Source organism: Pseudomonas sp. KnCO4, assembly GCF_045344305.1.
In the GTDB taxonomy this organism is placed as follows: domain Bacteria; phylum Pseudomonadota; class Gammaproteobacteria; order Pseudomonadales; family Pseudomonadaceae; genus Aquipseudomonas; species Aquipseudomonas anuradhapurensis.
In genome coordinates this window covers 520,069-536,221 of the sequence record NZ_CP174199.1, presented here as the reverse complement: position 1 = coordinate 536,221, position 16,153 = coordinate 520,069, and the positions used below count along the sequence as shown (strand labels likewise).

Here is a 16,153-nt window from a genome sequence, read left to right as displayed (position 1 = left end):
ATCTCCCCTTAGAACACTGTGCACAGAACTTCGCCGCCGACACCGGCAGCGCGCGCAGCGCGATCAGTCATCACACCTTTGTTGGTGGAGACGATAGACACGCCCAGGCCGCCACGTACTTTCGGCAGCTCTGCGACGGACTTGTACTGGCGCAGGCCTGGACGGCTGGAGCGCTTCAGTTCCTCGATGACCGGACGGCCTTCGAAGTACTTCAGTTCGATCGACAGGGAAGGCTTGGCCTCACCAGTTACCTGGTAGCCAGCGATGTAACCTTCGTCCTTCAGAACTTTGGCAACCGCGACCTTCAGGGTGGAGGAAGGCATGCTTACGACGGACTTTTCAGCCATCTGGGCATTACGGATGCGAGTTAGCATGTCCGCTAACGGGTCCTGCATACTCATGGGCTAGATGCTCCTGATACAAGAATTATTAGCCTTGCGGCTATCACAACCACCCGAGCAGGCAGGGCAAAAAACCCAGGCTCAGGTGAGCCGGTCATTCTAGACACAAGGCAGAAACGAAACAAGCCCCATATAGGGGCTTGTTTGTTGGCGAGGTCACCGGCGGTCGGAAGATTACTCCCCTTCCACCGGGATCACACCGGCAGCGATTACCAGGAGGCCTTGACCAGACCCGGTACGTCACCGCGCATTGCAGCTTGACGCAGCATGTTACGGCCCAGGCCGAACTTACGGTATACACCGTGAGGACGACCGGTCAGGCGGCAACGGTTGCGCAGGCGCGAGGCGCTAGCGTCACGTGGCTGCTTCTGCAGAGCGACAACGGCAGCGAAACGCTCTTCAGGAGAAGCGTTCAGGTTGACGATGGTCGCTTTCAGCTCAGCACGCTTCTTAGCGAACTTGGCTACCGTGAGCTGACGCTTCAGCTCGCGGTTCTTCATGCTCTTCTTGGCCATTTTCCTACTCCAATCAGTTGCGGAACGGGAACTTGAAAGCACGCAGCAGAGCGCGGCCTTCGTCGTCCGAACGAGCAGTGGTGGTCAGGGTGATGTCCAAACCGCGCAGAGCATCGATCTTGTCGTAGTCGATTTCCGGGAAGATGATCTGCTCTTTCACGCCCATGCTGTAGTTGCCACGGCCATCGAAGGACTTGGCATTCAGGCCGCGGAAGTCGCGTACCCGAGGCAGGGAGATCGCCAGCAGGCGGTCCAGGAATTCGTACATCTTGTCGCGACGCAGGGTCACCTTGACGCCGATCGGCCAGCCCTCACGGACTTTGAAGCCCGCGATGGATTTACGAGCGAAAGTCACGACCGGCTTCTGACCGGTGATCTTTTCCAGGTCGGCAACAGCGTGCTCAATGACTTTCTTGTCGCCGATCGCTTCGCCCAGACCCATGTTCAGGGTGATCTTGGTAACGCGCGGAACTTCCATCACGTTCGACAGCTTAAGTTCTTCCTTAAGCTTAGGAGCGATTTCGTTCCGGTAAATCTCTTTCAGTCGTGCCATGGTCTTCTACCTAGCAGTGTTCAAGCATCAACCGCTTTTTGGGTCGACTTGAAGACACGAATTTTTTTACCGTCTTCTACTTTGAAACCAACGCGGTCAGCCTTGTTGGTTTCACCGTTGAAGATGGCAACGTTGGAAGCGTGCAGAGGCGCTTCTTTCTCGACGATACCGCCCTGTACGCCCGCCATCGGGTTAGGCTTGGTATGACGCTTGACCAGGTTCACACCACCAACAACCAGACGGTTGTCAGCCAGAACCTTCAGCACCTTACCGCGCTTACCCTTGTCTTTGCCGGCGATCACGATGATCTCGTCGTCACGACGAATCTTTTGCATGTCGGATCTCCTTACAGCACTTCAGGGGCGAGCGAGACGATCTTCATGAACTTCTCGGAACGAAGCTCACGGGTCACTGGCCCGAAGATGCGAGTGCCGATCGGCTCTTGCTTGTTGTTCAGCAGAACAGCAGCGTTGCCGTCGAAACGAATGATGGAACCGTCGGCGCGACGAACACCGTGACGGGTGCGGACGACAACAGCGGTCATCACCTGGCCTTTCTTGACCTTGCCGCGCGGAATTGCTTCCTTGACGGTTACTTTGATGATGTCACCGATGCCGGCGTAACGGCGGTGCGAACCGCCGAGTACCTTGATGCACATGACGCGACGAGCGCCGCTGTTATCGGCCACATCGAGCATGGATTGAGTCTGAATCATAAAATTTCTCCGACCCTTAGCCCTTAGACTTCAACAGCGCGTTCGAGGACTTCAACCAGTGCCCAGGACTTGGTCTTGGCCAGCGGACGGGTTTCACGGATGGAAACCTTGTCGCCGATTTTGCACTGGTTGGATTCGTCGTGCGCGTGCAGCTTAGTCGAACGCTTAACGTATTTACCGTAGATCGGGTGCTTGACGCGACGCTCGATCAGAACGGTGATGGTCTTGTCCATTTTGTCGCTGACGACACGGCCAGTCAGCGTACGGACGGTTTTTTCAGCTTCAGCCATGATCACTTACCTGCCTGCTGGTTGAGCACAGTTTTCACGCGAGCGATGTCACGCTTAACTTGCGAGAGCAGGTGCGACTGCCCCAACTGGCCAGTTGCTTTCTGCATACGCAGATTGAACTGGTCGCGCAGCAAGCCGAGCAGTTGCTCATTCAGTTGCTGTGCCGATTTTTCACGAAGTTCATTCGCTTTCATCACATCACCGTCCGCTTAACAAAGGAGGTGGCGAGAGGCAGCTTTGCAGCAGCCAGGGCGAAAGCTTCGCGCGCCAGCTCTTCAGAAACACCTTCGATTTCATACAGGACTTTGCCTGGCTGAATCTGGGCAACCCAGTATTCCACGGAGCCCTTACCTTTACCCATACGAACCTCGAGAGGCTTCTTGGAGATCGGCTTGTCCGGGAACACACGGATCCAGATCTTGCCGCCACGTTTAACGTGACGGGTCAGCGCACGACGTGCGGACTCGATCTGGCGAGCGGTGAGGCGACCGCGAGCAACAGCTTTCAGGGCGAATTCGCCGAAGCTGACTTTGCTACCGCGCAGTGCCAGACCACGGTTGTGGCCAGTCATCTGCTTGCGGAATTTTGTACGCTTTGGTTGCAACATTTGGCGTACCCCTTACTTAGCAGCTTTTTTACGAGGCGCTGGTGCTTGTGGTTTCAGTTCTTCTTGGCGACCACCAATCACTTCGCCTTTGAAGATCCAAACCTTCACACCGATCACACCGTAGGTGGTGTGAGCTTCGTAGGTGTTGTAGTCGATATCGGCACGCAGGGTGTGCAGAGGCACACGACCTTCGCGATACCACTCGGTACGAGCAATCTCAGCACCGCCGAGACGACCGCTCACCTGGATCTTGATGCCCTTGGCACCAATACGCATGGCGTTCTGTACGGCGCGCTTCATGGCGCGACGGAACATTACGCGGCGTTCCAGCTGCTGAGCTACGCTCTGCGCAACCAGCATGGCGTCGAGTTCCGGCTTGCGGATCTCTTCGATGTTGATGTGCACAGGCACACCCATCTGCTTGGTCAGGTCCTGACGCAGCTTCTCGACATCTTCACCTTTCTTACCGATAACGATACCGGGACGAGCGGTGTGGATGGTGATGCGTGCAGTTTGAGCCGGACGATGAATATCGATACGGCTTACGGACGCGCTTTTTAGTTTGTCCTGGAGGTACTCACGCGTTTTCAGATCCTTCAACAGGTAATCTGCGTAAGTAGCACCGTCTGCGTACCAGACGGAGGTGTGCTCCTTGACGATTCCCAGGCGAATGCCAGTGGGATGTACTTTCTGACCCATCTGATCGACTCCGTTACTTGTCCGCAACCTTGACAGTGATATGGCAAGACCGCTTGACGATGCGATCAGCACGGCCCTTGGCACGTGGCATGATGCGCTTCAGCGAACGCCCTTCGTTGACGAAGACGGTGGAGACCTTCAGGTCATCAACGTCTGCGCCTTCGTTGTGTTCGGCGTTGGCTACGGCCGACTCGAGGACTTTCTTCATGATTTCAGCGGCTTTTTTGCTGCTGAAGGCCAACAGGTTGAGCGCTTCGCCCACCTTCTTCCCGCGGATCTGGTCGGCGACCAAGCGGGCTTTCTGGGCGGAGATGCGAGCGCCCGACAACTTAGCGGCTACTTCCATTTCCTTACCCCTTAACGCTTGGCTTTCTTGTCAGCCACGTGCCCGCGGTAGGTGCGGGTACCGGCGAACTCGCCCAGTTTGTGGCCGACCATGTCTTCGTTCACCAGAACTGGGACATGTTGACGACCGTTGTGTACCGCGATGGTCAGACCGACCATTTGTGGCAGGATCATCGAACGGCGCGACCAGGTTTTAACTGGCTTGCGATCGTTCTTCTCCACCGCCACTTCGACCTTCTTCAGCAGGTGAAGATCGATAAAAGGACCTTTTTTCAGAGAACGTGGCACTGTCGTATCCCTCTAGTTACTTGCGACGACGGACGATCATGTTGTCGGTACGCTTATTACCACGGGTCTTCGCACCCTTGGTTGGGAAGCCCCATGGCGATACCGGATGACGACCACCGGAGGTACGACCTTCACCACCACCGTGTGGGTGGTCAACCGGGTTCATGGCAACACCACGAACGGTTGGGCGAACGCCGCGCCAGCGTTTGGCACCAGCTTTACCCAGCGAACGCAGGCTGTGCTCGGAGTTCGAGACTTCGCCCAGGGTCGCACGGCACTCAGCCAGGACTTTACGCATTTCACCAGAGCGCAGACGCAGGGTCACGTAGACACCTTCGCGAGCGATCAGCTGAGCCGAAGCACCAGCGGAACGAGCGATCTGAGCACCTTTGCCCGGCTTCAGTTCGATGCCGTGAACGGTGCTACCTACTGGAATGTTGCGCAGCTGCAGGGAGTTACCGGCCTTGATTGGGGCCAGGGCACCTGCGATCAGCTGGTCGCCAGCGCTCACGCCTTTAGGGGCGATGATGTAGCGACGCTCACCGTCTGCGTAGCACAGCAGGGCGATGTGAGCAGTACGGTTCGGGTCGTATTCGATACGCTCGACAGTGGCTGGAATGCCATCTTTGTCGTTGCGACGGAAGTCGACCAGACGGTAATGCTGCTTATGACCACCACCAACGTGACGAGTGGTGATGCGGCCATTGTTGTTACGACCACCAGACTTCGATTTCTTCTCGATCAGCGGTGCGTGAGGAGCGCCTTTGTGCAGCTCCTGGTTGACCACCTTGACCACGAAACGGCGGCCAGGGGAAGTCGGTTTGCATTTAACGATTGCCATGATGCACCCCTTCCTTACTCAGCACTGCTGCTGAAATCGAGATCTTGGCCTGGCTGAAGGGAGACGATCGCCTTCTTCCAGTCATTACGCTTGCCCAGACCACGTGCGGTACGCTTGGTTTTACCCAGAACGTTAACAGTCGACACGTTTTCAACTTTTACGTTGAACAGGCCTTCGACAGCTTTCTTGATTTCCAGCTTGGTTGCATCGGTAGCAACCTTGAATACGAACTGGCCTTTTTTCTCAGCCAGAACGGTAGCCTTCTCGGAAACGTGCGGGCCAAGGAGGACTTTAAATACGCGTTCCTGGTTCATCCCAGCAGCTCCTCGAATTTCTTCACGGCCGAGACAGTGATCAACACTTTCTCGTATGCGATCAGACTGACCGGGTCGGAACCTTGTACGTCACGTACATCGACGTGCGGCAGGTTGCGAGCAGCCAGGTACAGGTTCTGATCAACAGCGTCGGAAACGATCAGTACGTCGTTCAGACCCATGCCGTTCAGCTTGTTCAGCAGATCTTTGGTTTTCGGTGCTTCGACAGCGAAGTCCTGAACCACGACCAGACGGTCGCTACGCACCAGCTCAGCGAGGATGGAGCGCAGGGCTGCGCGGTACATCTTCTTGTTGAGCTTTTGCGAGTGATCTTGAGGGCGAGCTGCGAAGGTAACACCACCGCCACGCCAGATCGGACCACGAGTGGTACCAGCACGAGCACGGCCAGTACCCTTCTGACGCCATGGGCGCTTACCGCCACCAGCCACGTCGGAACGGGTCTTTTGCTGTTTGGTGCCCTGACGGCCGCCGGCCATGTAGGCCACGACTGCTTGGTGTACCAGCGTCTCGTTGAATTCGCCACCGAAAGTCAGTTCGGAAACTTCGATCGCCTGAGCGTCATTTACATTGAGTTGCATGTCAGTTTCCCCTTAACCGCGAGCCTTGACAGCTGGACGTACAACCACGTCGCCGCCAGTAGCGCCTGGAACGGCACCCTTGACCAGCAGCAGGTTGCGTTCAGCGTCTACGCGAACTACTTCCAGGGACTGAACAGTCACGCGCTCGGCGCCCATGTGACCGGACATTTTCTTGCCCTTGAACACACGACCAGGAGTCTGGCACTGGCCGATGGAACCTGGGACACGGTGCGACACGGAGTTACCGTGGGTGTTGTCCTGGCCACGGAAGTTCCAGCGCTTGATGGTACCGGCGAAGCCTTTACCTTTGGACTGACCAGTAACGTCTACCAGCTGGCCTGCAGTGAAGAGTTCAGCTTTGATCAGATCGCCAGCCTGGAAATCGCCTTCTTCAAGACGGAACTCCCAGACACCGCGACCAGCGGCAACGTTGGCCTTGGCGAAGTGGCCTGCCTGAGCGGCAGTCACACGCGAAGCACGACGCTCGCCGACAGTGACTTGCACTGCACGGTAGCCATCGGTTTCTTCAGTTTTGAACTGGGTGACGCGATTCGGCTCGATCTCGATGACCGTGACCGGAATGGAGACACCTTCTTCGGTGAAAATGCGGGTCATACCGCACTTGCGACCGATTACACCAATAGTCATGTTGTAAACCTCATGAGTGTACGGGGCTTTCACCCGCTATGGCCGCCCATTTCAGAGCGTTACACGACCAGACCGAAGTCTTAGCCGAGGCTGATCTGTACTTCCACACCTGCCGCCAGATCGAGCTTCATCAGCGCGTCAACGGTTTTATCCGTTGGCTGGACGATGTCCAGAACACGCTTATGAGTGCGGATCTCGTACTGGTCACGCGCGTCTTTGTTGACGTGCGGGGAAACCAGAACGGTGAAACGCTCTTTGCGGGTAGGCAGTGGAATTGGACCACGCACTTGTGCACCAGTACGTTTCGCGGTTTCCACGATTTCCTGGGTGGATTGGTCGATCAGGCGATGGTCGAAAGCCTTCAACCTGATACGGATTTGCTGATTTTGCATTGGATTTCAGACTCCAGGCTGTTCCCAACGGGCGCACTACGCCCGCTAAAAGGAGGCGTGATTCTATAGACGCCCCCATTTAGTGTCAACCCAATAAAAAAAACCCCCGCTGAGCGGGGGTTTTTTCAATCGGTCGAGTGATTACTCGATGATTTTGGCTACGACGCCGGCGCCGACGGTACGACCGCCTTCACGGATAGCGAAGCGCAGACCGTCTTCCATTGCGATGGTCTTGATCAGGGTGACAGTCATCTGGATGTTGTCACCTGGCATTACCATTTCAACGCCTTCCGGCAGTTCGCAGTTACCGGTCACGTCAGTGGTACGGAAGTAGAACTGAGGACGGTAGCCTTTGAAGAACGGAGTGTGACGACCGCCTTCTTCCTTCGACAGAACGTAGACTTCTGCGGTGAACTTGGTGTGCGGCTTGACCGAACCCGGCTTGACCAGAACCTGACCACGCTCAACTTCGTCACGCTTGGTACCACGCAGCAGAACGCCGCAGTTCTCGCCAGCGCGGCCTTCGTCCAGCAGCTTGCGGAACATTTCAACACCGGTGCAGGTGGTGTTGGTGGTTGGGCGCAGGCCAACGATTTCCAGCGGATCCTGAACGCGGACGATACCACGCTCGATACGACCGGTAACAACGGTACCACGACCCGAGATCGAGAATACGTCTTCGATCGGCATCAGGAACGGCTGGTCAACGGCACGGATCGGCTCAGGGATGTAGGCATCCAGAGTTTCTACCAGCTTCTTGACAGCGGTAGTACCCATTTCGTTGTCGTCTTTGCCTTCCAGCGCCATACGAGCCGAACCGATGATGATCGGGGTATCGTCGCCTGGGAAGTCGTAGGTGGACAGCAGGTCGCGAACTTCCATCTCGACCAGTTCCAGCAGTTCAGCGTCGTCTACCAGGTCAGCCTTGTTCAGGAAGACCACGATGTACGGAACGCCTACCTGACGGGACAGCAGGATGTGCTCACGGGTTTGTGGCATCGGACCATCGGCGGCCGAGCAAACCAGGATCGCGCCGTCCATCTGGGCAGCACCGGTGATCATGTTCTTCACGTAGTCAGCGTGACCTGGGCAGTCAACGTGAGCGTAGTGACGAATGTTCGAGTTGTACTCGACGTGAGCGGTGTTGATGGTGATACCGCGCGCTTTTTCTTCCGGAGCCGAGTCGATCTTGTCGAACTCAACGACTGCCGAACCGAATACTTCGGAGCAGACGCGAGTCAGAGCTGCGGTCAGAGTGGTCTTACCGTGGTCAACGTGGCCGATGGTGCCGACGTTAACGTGGGGAAGGGAACGATCAAATTTTTCTTTAGCCACGACAGTGAACCTCTTGCCTAAAGGGCTGGATTAGCCTTGTTTTTTAACGAGTGCTTCGACGATGTTCGACGGAGCTTCGGAGTACTTGGAGAATTCCATGGAGTAGCTTGCGCGACCCTGAGACATGGAACGAACGTCGGTCGCATAACCGAACATCTCTCCCAGCGGGACTTCTGCACGGATAACCTTGCCGGAAACCGAGTCATCCATACCCTGGATCAGACCACGACGACGGTTCAGGTCACCCATCACGTCACCCATGTAGTCCTCAGGGGTTACTACCTCAACCTTCATGATCGGCTCAAGCACAACACCGCCGCCCTTCTGGGCCAGCTGCTTGGTCGCCATGGAGGCCGCGATCTTGAACGCCATCTCGTTGGAGTCGACGTCGTGGTACGAACCGTCGAACACGGTAGCCTTCAGACCGATCAGAGGATAGCCGGCAACAACGCCGTTCTTCATCTGCTCTTCGATACCCTTCTGGATCGCTGGGATGTATTCCTTAGGAACCACACCGCCAACGACTTCGTTGGTGAAGACCAGGCCTTCGGTGATGTTGCCTTTTTCGTCCTGATCCGGCTCGGAGAAGCGGATCCAGCAGTGACCGAACTGACCACGACCACCGGACTGACGAACGAACTTACCTTCGATCTCGACACCAGACTTGGTGATCTTCTCGCGGTACGAAACCTGCGGCTTGCCGATGTTGGCCTCAACGTTGAACTCGCGCTTCATGCGGTCAACGATGATGTCCAGGTGCAGCTCACCCATACCGGAGATGATGGTCTGGCCGGTTTCTTCGTCGGTCTTGACGCGGAACGACGGGTCTTCCTGGGCCAGTTTGCCCAGAGCGATACCCATCTTTTCCTGGTCTTGCTTGGTCTTCGGCTCAACCGACAGAGAAATTACCGGCTCAGGGAAGTCCATACGCTCAAGGATGATTGGCTTGTCGGCGTCGCACAGGGTTTCACCAGTGGTAACGTCCTTCATGCCGATCAGGGCCGCGATGTCGCCAGCGCGTACTTCCTTGATCTCTTCACGCTGGTTGGCGTGCATCTGCACCATACGACCAACGCGCTCTTTCTTGCCTTTTACCGAGTTGATGACCGAGTCACCGGAGCTCAGAACGCCCGAGTAGACGCGAACGAAGGTCAGGGTACCTACGAACGGGTCGGTAGCGATCTTGAACGCCAGAGCCGAGAACGGCTCGTTGTCGTCGGCGTGACGCTCGTCTTGGCGAACAGCCGGGTCGTCCTTGGCCAGGTCGGCGTCGTCCGGATTGATACCCTTGATTGCAGGGATCTCGGTCGGAGCCGGCAGGTAGTCGATAACGGCGTCGAGAACCAGGGGCACGCCCTTGTTCTTGAACGAGGAACCGCAGACAGCAGGAACGATCTCGCTCGCCAGAGTACGGGCGCGCAGACCAGCCTTGATGTCTTCGACGGACAGGTCACCTTCTTCAAGGTACTTGTTCATCAGCTCTTCGTTGGCTTCGGCAGCTGCCTCGACCATGTTGCTGCGCCATTCGTTGGCCAGGTCAACCAGCTCGGCAGGAATTTCTTCCTCGCGGTAGGTGGTGCCCTTGTCGTCTTCGTTCCAGTAGATGGCTTTCATCTTGATCAGGTCGACCTGACCCTGGAAGTCGTCTTCTGCACCGATAGCCAGCTGGACCGGAACCGGGGTGTGACCCAGGCGGTTCTTGATCTGGCCGACAACGCGCAGGAAGTTGGCACCGGCACGGTCCATCTTGTTCACGTAGACAACACGTGGAACGCCGTACTTGTTGGCCTGACGCCATACGGTTTCGGACTGCGGCTCAACGCCGGAGGTACCGCAGAACACAACGACCGCGCCGTCGAGTACACGCAGCGAACGCTCTACTTCAATGGTGAAGTCAACGTGGCCGGGGGTATCGATGACGTTTACGCGGTAGTTGTCATACTGACCACGGGAACCTTTCCAGAAGGTGGTAACGGCAGCGGAGGTAATGGTGATACCGCGCTCCTGCTCCTGCACCATCCAGTCGGTGGTCGCGGCGCCGTCGTGCACCTCGCCCATCTTGTGGCTCAGACCTGTGTAGAACAGGATCCGCTCGGTAGTGGTAGTCTTGCCCGCGTCAACGTGGGCGCAAATACCGATGTTACGGTAGCGGTTAATTGCTGTAGTACGAGCCATAAAGCCCTCGCAAAATGATTGATGCTTGAATTAGAAGCGGTAGTGCGAGAACGCTTTGTTGGCTTCGGCCATACGGTGCACGTCTTCACGCTTCTTGACTGCAGCACCCTTGCCTTCAGCAGCATCCAGCAGTTCGCCGGCCAGGCGCAGGGCCATCGACTTCTCGCCGCGCTTGCGGGCGTAGTCTACGAGCCAGCGCATTGCCAGAGCGTTACGACGGGATGGACGAACTTCAACCGGAACCTGGTAAGTGGCACCGCCGACACGGCGGGACTTAACTTCGACCAGCGGAGCGATGGCGTCGAGAGCTTTCTCGAAGATTTCCAGGGGGTCGCTGTTCTTGCGAGCTTTGACGGTATCCAGGGCACCGTAAACGATGCGCTCGGCTACGGCCTTCTTGCCGCTTTCCATCACGTGGTTCATGAACTTGGCGAGAATCTGGGATCCGTACTTCGGATCGTCAAGGATCTCACGTTTTGCTGCTACACGACGTCTTGGCATGATAAGCCCTCAAACGGTCTTCAGGTTAGCCCGGGACCAGGTCTCTCGACCCCTGCCCGACCTTACTCTTATCGACTCAAATAAATGGATGTCTGCAAACGACCGATTACTTCGGACGCTTGGTACCGTACTTCGAACGACCCTGGTTACGGCCTTTGACGCCCGAAGTATCCAGAGAGCCGCGAACGGTGTGGTAACGAACACCTGGCAAGTCTTTTACACGGCCGCCACGGATCAGGACGACGCTGTGCTCTTGCAGGTTGTGGCCTTCACCACCGATGTACGAGGAAACCTCGAAACCGTTGGTCAGACGCACACGGCATACTTTACGCAGTGCCGAGTTAGGTTTTTTCGGCGTGGTGGTGTACACGCGGGTGCACACGCCACGACGCTGCGGGCAGTTCTGCAGCGCAGGTACGTCGGATTTCTCGACGGTACGCTTACGCGGCTGACGTACCAGCTGGTTGATAGTTGCCATCTACTAGCTCCACTGATTGTCTTGCGACGCTATTGTCTTGCAAGAAAGCCAAAAATTGGCGAGACGGAGCCTCACCAAATTTAAGGGTACAAAAGTCTAAAGAGGATCTTGCACCCAGTCAAGACGAGGCCCCGGCCCTCCCCGCCCGGTCATCGGCAACAATTGATGTCACCGATGGCCTTGCGAGATGCGCCGGGGCCCTGCCCTGTACTTAGTTACCGCTGGAGTTCAGCGCTTCGGTCAGTGCGGCTTCCACCTCACTGGCGCTCACACGCAGCGGCTTGTCGGCGTCACGGCGGCGCTTGCGCTCGCTGTGGTAGGCCAGACCAGTACCGGCCGGGATCAGACGACCCACGACCACGTTCTCTTTCAGGCCGCGCAGGTAGTCGCGCTTGCCGGTTACCGCCGCTTCGGTCAGTACGCGGGTGGTTTCCTGGAAGGAAGCCGCGGAGATGAACGACTCGGTCGACAGCGAGGCCTTGGTGATACCCAGCAGCACGCGGGTGAACTTGGAGACGAACTTGTCCTCGGCGGCGAGACGCTCGTTCTCTACCAGCACCTGGGTCAGTTCCATCTGGTCGCCCTTGATGAAGCTGGAATCGCCCGACTCGGTGATCTCGACCTTACGCAGCATCTGACGCAGGATGGTCTCGATGTGCTTGTCGTTGATCTTCACGCCCTGCAGACGGTAAACGTCCTGGATCTCGTTGACGATGTACTTCGCCAGCGCGCTCACACCCAGCAGACGCAGGATGTCGTGCGGATCGCTCGGGCCGTCGGAGATAACTTCGCCGCGGTTTACCTGTTCGCCTTCGAAGACGTTCAGGTGGCGCCACTTCGGAATCAGCTCTTCGTACGGCTCGCTGCCATCGGTCGGGGTAATGACCAGGCGACGCTTGCCCTTGGTCTCTTTACCGAATGCGATGGTGCCGCTGACTTCAGCCAGAATCGAGGCTTCTTTCGGACGGCGCGCTTCGAACAGGTCGGCAACGCGCGGCAGACCACCGGTGATGTCACGGGTCTTCGACGTTTCTTGCGGGATACGCGCGATAACGTCACCAACACCGATCTGCGCACCGTCAGCCACACCGACAAGGGCGTTGGCCGGCAGGAAGTACTGGGCAGGTACGTCGGTACCTGGCAGGTACAGGTCCTTGCCAGAAGCGTCGACCATCTTGATTGCCGGACGGATTTCCTTACCAGCGGCAGGGCGATCCTTGACGTCCAGGACTTCAATGTTGGTCAAACCGGTCAGTTCGTCGGTCTGACGCTTGATGGTGATGCCTTCTTCCATGCCCACGAAGGTCACGGTACCTTTCAGCTCGGTAACGATCGGGTGGGTGTGCGGGTCCCACTTGGCGACGATGGCGCCAGCTTCGACCTTTTCACCTTCCTTGACCGAAATCACCGCACCGTAAGGCAGCTTGTAGCGCTCACGCTCACGGCCGAATTCGTCGGCAATGGCCAGTTCGCCCGAACGCGATACGGCAACCAGGTTGCCATCGGCACGCTCTACCTGCTTGAGGTTGTGCAGACGGACCATACCGCCGTTCTTCACCTGGACGCTGTCGGCAGCCGAAGTACGGCTTGCAGCACCACCGATGTGGAACGTACGCATGGTCAGCTGGGTACCCGGCTCACCGATCGACTGGGCAGCGATAACGCCGACAGCTTCACCGATGTTCACCTGGTGACCGCGAGCCAGGTCACGACCGTAGCACTTGGCGCAGATGCCGTAGCGGGTTTCACAGTTGATCGGCGAACGCACGACCACTTCGTCGATGCTGTTCAGCTCGATGAACTCGACCCACTTCTCGTCGACCAGGGTACCGGCCGGAACGATGACGTCCTCGGTGCCTGGCTTGAACACGTCACGGGCGATGACACGACCCAATACACGCTCACCCAGCGGCTCTACAACGTCGCCACCTTCGATGTGCGGGGTCATCAGCAGGCCCTGGTCGGTGCCGCAATCGATCTCGGTAACCACCAGATCCTGGGCAACGTCTACCAGACGGCGAGTCAGGTAACCGGAGTTCGCAGTCTTCAGTGCGGTATCCGCCAGACCCTTACGAGCACCGTGGGTCGAAATGAAGTACTGCAGAACGCTCAGGCCTTCACGGAAGTTCGCCGTGATCGGCGTCTCGATGATCGAGCCGTCCGGCTTGGCCATCAGGCCACGCATACCGGCCAGCTGACGGATCTGGGCCGCGGAACCCCGCGCACCGGAGTCAGCCATCATGTACATCGAGTTGAAGGACTCTTGCTCGACTTCGTTGCCTTCGCGGTCGATGACCTTCTCTTTCGAGAGGTTGGCCATCATCGCCTTGGACACTTCGTCGTTCGCCTTCGACCACAAGTCGATGACCTTGTTGTACTTCTCGCCCTGGGTTACCAGGCCGGAGGCGTACTGGCTCTCGATTTCCTTCACTTCTTCGGTAGCGGTACCGATGATGCGGGCTTTCTCGTCCGGGATAACGAAGTCGTTAACACCGATGGAAACGCCGGAAATGGTCGAGTAAGCGAAACCGGTGTACATCAGCTGGTCAGCGAAGATAACGGTCTCTTTCAGACCAACCACGCGGTAGCACTGGTTGATCAGCTTGGAGATCGCCTTCTTCTTCATCGGCTGGTTGACCACGTCGTACGGCAGGCCTGCCGGTACAACCTGGAACAGCAGCGCACGGCCGACAGTGGTGTCGACGATGCGGGTGTTCTTGACCACGGAACCGTCACGCTCTTTCACGGTTTCGTTGATACGAACCTTGATTTTCGCGTGCAGCGCAGCCTCGCCGGCGCGGAATACGCGGTCGACTTCCTGCAGGTCGGCGAATACGCGACCTTCGCCCTTGGCGTTGATGGCTTCGCGGGTCATGTAGTACAGACCCAGTACAACGTCCTGCGACGGAACGATGATTGGCTCACCGTTGGCTGGCGACAGGATGTTGTTGGTCGACATCATCAGCGCGCGCGCTTCGAGCTGGGCTTCCAGGGTCAGCGGCACGTGAACGGCCATCTGGTCACCGTCGAAGTCGGCGTTGTACGCAGCACAGACCAGCGGGTGCAGCTGGATAGCCTTGCCTTCGATCAGAACCGGCTCGAAGGCCTGGATACCCAGACGGTGCAGGGTTGGTGCACGGTTGAGCAGTACGGGGTGTTCGCGGATTACCTCGGCGAGCACGTCCCAAACCTCTGGCAGCTCGCGCTCGACCATCTTCTTGGCAGCCTTGATGGTGGTCGCCAGACCACGCATCTCCAGCTTGCCGAAAATGAACGGCTTGAACAGCTCGAGGGCCATCTTCTTCGGCAGACCGCACTGGTGCAGACGCAGGGTCGGGCCTACGGTAATTACCGAACGGCCAGAGTAGTCCACACGCTTACCGAGCAGGTTCTGACGGAAGCGACCTTGCTTACCCTTGATCATGTCGGCCAGGGACTTCAGCGGGCGCTTGTTCGAGCCAGTGATGGCGCGACCGCGACGGCCGTTGTCCAGCAGGGCGTCGACCGCTTCCTGCAGCATGCGCTTTTCGTTGCGCACGATGATGTCCGGCGCCGACAGATCGAGCAGGCGCTTCAGACGGTTGTTACGGTTGATCACCCGACGATACAGGTCGTTCAGGTCGGAAGTCGCGAAGCGGCCACCATCCAGCGGCACCAGCGGACGCAGGTCCGGCGGCAGCACTGGCAGGACGGTCAGTACCATCCACTCAGGCAGGTTGCCCGAGCCCTGGAACGCTTCCATCAGCTTCAGGCGCTTGGACAGCTTCTTGATCTTGGTTTCCGAGTTGGTCTGCGGAATCTCTTCACGCAGGCGGCCGATCTCGTGCTCCAGGTCGATAGCGTGCAGCAGCTCGCGGACAGCCTCGGCACCCATGCGGGCGTCGAAGTCGTCACCGAACTCTTCCAGCGCTTCGAAATACTGCTCGTCGTTCAGCAGCTGGCCCTTTTCCAGGGTGGTCATGCCCGGGTCGATAACCACGTAGCTCTCGAAGTAGAGCACGCGCTCGATATCACGCAGGGTCATGTCCATCAGCAGGCCGATACGGGACGGCAGCGACTTCAGGAACCAGATGTGGGCAACCGGCGAGGCCAGTTCGATGTGCGCCATGCGCTCACGACGAACCTTGGCCAGGGCAACTTCAACGCCGCACTTCTCGCAGATCACGCCGCGGTGCTTGAGGCGCTTGTACTTGCCGCACAGGCACTCGTAGTCCTTGACTGGGCCAAAGATCTTGGCGCAGAACAGGCCGTCACGCTCAGGCTTGAACGTACGGTAGTTGATGGTTTCCGGCTTCTTAACTTCACCGAACGACCACGAACGGATCATTTCAGGCGACGCCAGACCGATGCGGATGGCGTCGAACTCTTCGACTTGACCCTGGTTTTTCAGCAAATTCAGTAGGTCTTTCAAGGCCTTTCCTCCTGGCGGAGCAGGGAGCGGGCATTACCTGCCCCAC

At 57.6% G+C, this 16,153-nt stretch carries 21 protein-coding genes; all 21 read right to left on the bottom strand.

All coding sequences use genetic code 11. The features are described 5' to 3' along the window. Nucleotides 1-8 precede the first annotated feature (8 nt). The 21 genes from rpsH to rpoC all read right to left on the bottom strand — a co-directional run bounded on the left by rpsH (nt 9) and on the right by rpoC (nt 16,107). Nucleotides 9-401, bottom strand: a complete 393-nt coding sequence (gene rpsH, locus ACJA3S_RS02430; RefSeq protein ID WP_009681971.1) for a 30S ribosomal protein S8 — start codon at nt 399-401, stop codon at nt 9-11. 209 nt (nt 402-610) lie between these two features. Next, complete coding sequence (gene rpsN / locus ACJA3S_RS02425) at nt 611-916, bottom strand: 30S ribosomal protein S14 (protein WP_003255472.1); 306 nt, start codon at nt 914-916, stop codon at nt 611-613. Nucleotides 917-929: 13 nt separating this feature from the next. After that, on the bottom strand, nt 930-1,469 hold the full coding sequence (gene rplE, locus ACJA3S_RS02420; protein ID WP_003257095.1) for a 50S ribosomal protein L5: 540 nt from the start codon (nt 1,467-1,469) through the stop codon (nt 930-932). A gap of 20 nt (nt 1,470-1,489) precedes the next feature. After that, on the bottom strand, nt 1,490-1,804 hold the full coding sequence (rplX, locus tag ACJA3S_RS02415; RefSeq protein WP_013970637.1) for a 50S ribosomal protein L24: 315 nt from the start codon (nt 1,802-1,804) through the stop codon (nt 1,490-1,492). A gap of 11 nt (nt 1,805-1,815) precedes the next feature. Continuing rightward, complete coding sequence (gene rplN / locus ACJA3S_RS02410) at nt 1,816-2,184, bottom strand: 50S ribosomal protein L14 (protein ID WP_003243907.1); 369 nt, start codon at nt 2,182-2,184, stop codon at nt 1,816-1,818. A gap of 23 nt (nt 2,185-2,207) precedes the next feature. Further along, nucleotides 2,208-2,474 (bottom strand): 30S ribosomal protein S17, encoded by a 267-nt coding sequence (gene rpsQ / locus ACJA3S_RS02405; RefSeq protein ID WP_008089812.1) that lies wholly within the window; start codon nt 2,472-2,474, stop codon nt 2,208-2,210. A gap of 2 nt (nt 2,475-2,476) precedes the next feature. Then, entirely contained in the window at nt 2,477-2,668 is a 192-nt protein-coding gene (gene rpmC / locus ACJA3S_RS02400; RefSeq protein WP_002555481.1) for a 50S ribosomal protein L29, read from the bottom strand. Then, nucleotides 2,668-3,081 carry a 50S ribosomal protein L16 gene (gene rplP / locus ACJA3S_RS02395; protein WP_003255479.1) on the bottom strand — a complete coding sequence of 138 codons (414 nt, stop codon included), beginning with the start codon at nt 3,079-3,081 and terminating at the stop codon, nt 2,668-2,670. Before rplP ends, rpmC begins: the two co-directional genes overlap by 1 nt. Before the next feature lie 12 nt (nt 3,082-3,093). Beyond that, complete coding sequence (rpsC, locus tag ACJA3S_RS02390; RefSeq protein WP_003255481.1) at nt 3,094-3,780, bottom strand: 30S ribosomal protein S3; 687 nt, start codon at nt 3,778-3,780, stop codon at nt 3,094-3,096. Between the two features lie 13 nt (nt 3,781-3,793). Continuing rightward, nucleotides 3,794-4,126, bottom strand: a complete 333-nt coding sequence (rplV, locus tag ACJA3S_RS02385) for a 50S ribosomal protein L22 (RefSeq protein WP_003103908.1) — start codon at nt 4,124-4,126, stop codon at nt 3,794-3,796. 11 nt (nt 4,127-4,137) lie between these two features. After that, entirely contained in the window at nt 4,138-4,413 is a 276-nt protein-coding gene (rpsS, locus tag ACJA3S_RS02380) for a 30S ribosomal protein S19 (RefSeq protein ID WP_003255482.1), read from the bottom strand. A 16-nt stretch (nt 4,414-4,429) separates the two neighbouring features. Next, nucleotides 4,430-5,254 carry a 50S ribosomal protein L2 gene (gene rplB, locus ACJA3S_RS02375; protein ID WP_170027992.1) on the bottom strand — a complete coding sequence of 275 codons (825 nt, stop codon included), beginning with the start codon at nt 5,252-5,254 and terminating at the stop codon, nt 4,430-4,432. Between the two features lie 14 nt (nt 5,255-5,268). Further along, a complete protein-coding gene (gene rplW, locus ACJA3S_RS02370; protein ID WP_003255484.1) occupies nt 5,269-5,568 on the bottom strand; it encodes a 50S ribosomal protein L23 in 300 nt (99 codons plus the stop codon). Continuing rightward, nucleotides 5,565-6,167, bottom strand: coding sequence for a 50S ribosomal protein L4 (rplD, locus tag ACJA3S_RS02365; RefSeq protein WP_008089819.1), 603 nt, complete (start codon nt 6,165-6,167; stop codon nt 5,565-5,567). The genes rplW and rplD overlap by 4 nt, the downstream gene beginning before the upstream one ends. Before the next feature lie 12 nt (nt 6,168-6,179). Then, nucleotides 6,180-6,815: a 50S ribosomal protein L3 gene (rplC, locus tag ACJA3S_RS02360; protein WP_003257089.1), complete on the bottom strand. Its 636-nt coding sequence runs from the start codon at nt 6,813-6,815 to the stop codon at nt 6,180-6,182. 80 nt (nt 6,816-6,895) lie between these two features. Further along, a complete protein-coding gene (rpsJ, locus tag ACJA3S_RS02355; RefSeq protein ID WP_003186070.1) occupies nt 6,896-7,207 on the bottom strand; it encodes a 30S ribosomal protein S10 in 312 nt (103 codons plus the stop codon). Between the two features lie 141 nt (nt 7,208-7,348). Further along, a complete protein-coding gene (gene tuf / locus ACJA3S_RS02350) occupies nt 7,349-8,542 on the bottom strand; it encodes an elongation factor Tu (protein ID WP_170027986.1) in 1,194 nt (397 codons plus the stop codon). Between the two features lie 30 nt (nt 8,543-8,572). Next, nucleotides 8,573-10,717, bottom strand: a complete 2,145-nt coding sequence (fusA, locus tag ACJA3S_RS02345) for an elongation factor G (RefSeq protein WP_186678990.1) — start codon at nt 10,715-10,717, stop codon at nt 8,573-8,575. A 30-nt stretch (nt 10,718-10,747) separates the two neighbouring features. Then, nucleotides 10,748-11,218 carry a 30S ribosomal protein S7 gene (gene rpsG, locus ACJA3S_RS02340; protein ID WP_003246741.1) on the bottom strand — a complete coding sequence of 157 codons (471 nt, stop codon included), beginning with the start codon at nt 11,216-11,218 and terminating at the stop codon, nt 10,748-10,750. Nucleotides 11,219-11,324: 106 nt separating this feature from the next. Next, the gene (gene rpsL / locus ACJA3S_RS02335) at nt 11,325-11,696 is read right to left on the bottom strand and encodes a 30S ribosomal protein S12 (RefSeq protein WP_003257088.1); all 372 of its coding nucleotides are present in this window, start codon (nt 11,694-11,696) and stop codon (nt 11,325-11,327) included. A 211-nt stretch (nt 11,697-11,907) separates the two neighbouring features. Continuing rightward, entirely contained in the window at nt 11,908-16,107 is a 4,200-nt protein-coding gene (gene rpoC, locus ACJA3S_RS02330; RefSeq protein WP_406820727.1) for a DNA-directed RNA polymerase subunit beta', read from the bottom strand. Nucleotides 16,108-16,153: the final 46 nt, after the last annotated feature.